The sequence below is a fragment of the Halobellus sp. Atlit-38R genome (assembly GCF_003665925.1).
In the GTDB taxonomy this organism is placed as follows: Archaea; Halobacteriota; Halobacteria; order Halobacteriales; family Haloferacaceae; genus Haloquadratum; species Haloquadratum inordinatus.
Map to the genome: position 1 here is coordinate 1 of NZ_QXIJ01000198.1, position 525 is coordinate 525.

The following is a 525-nucleotide window of genomic DNA, read 5'->3' on the forward strand; positions in this document are numbered from 1 at the left end:
TGCCACTACGGGGAACACCGCCAAAGCCCCAGTCACGAGGCCGCAGTACGCTCGTTGCGCTCCTCGCTCGCTCCGCTCGCTGTGGTGCTTACGTCGCCTACTGCGGCCTCGTGACTGCCCCTTTGAGTCCCGCCCGGCACAGCAACCGCCCCTCGCGCCTCCCCAGCCTCGTCAGTCGCCCTCGCTCCGCTTCGGGCGACTGACTCCCTCGCGCGTGCTGACTCGCGACCGCCTCCGGCGGCCGCTCGCAGGCACGCGCCACCGCAGTAGCGTATACACAATCGTCGTCCCGGTGGCTTTTCGTCGTCGCTCGCGTGTCACGGGGTATGACCGAAGCAGACGAGCCCGCCCCGTCGGTCGCGGTCGTCGGCGGCGGCGCGGTCGGCGTCACCGCCGCGCACGACCTCGCGGCCCGCGGCGCCGACGTGACCCTGTTCGAGCGCGGCGATCTGGCGGCCGAGAGCTCCGGGCGCGCGGCCGGGCTCCTCTACGACGCCTACGCCGAGGACGTCGACGCCGCGGTCG

At 73.0% G+C, this 525-nt stretch carries 1 protein-coding gene; it reads left to right on the plus strand.

Features of this window, described 5'->3' with window-relative positions:
* Positions 1-326 precede the first annotated feature (326 nt).
* Positions 327-525, plus strand: a 199-nt coding sequence (locus tag D3D02_RS18920) for an FAD-dependent oxidoreductase (RefSeq protein ID WP_121571357.1), incomplete at its 3' end; no start/stop codon positions are given.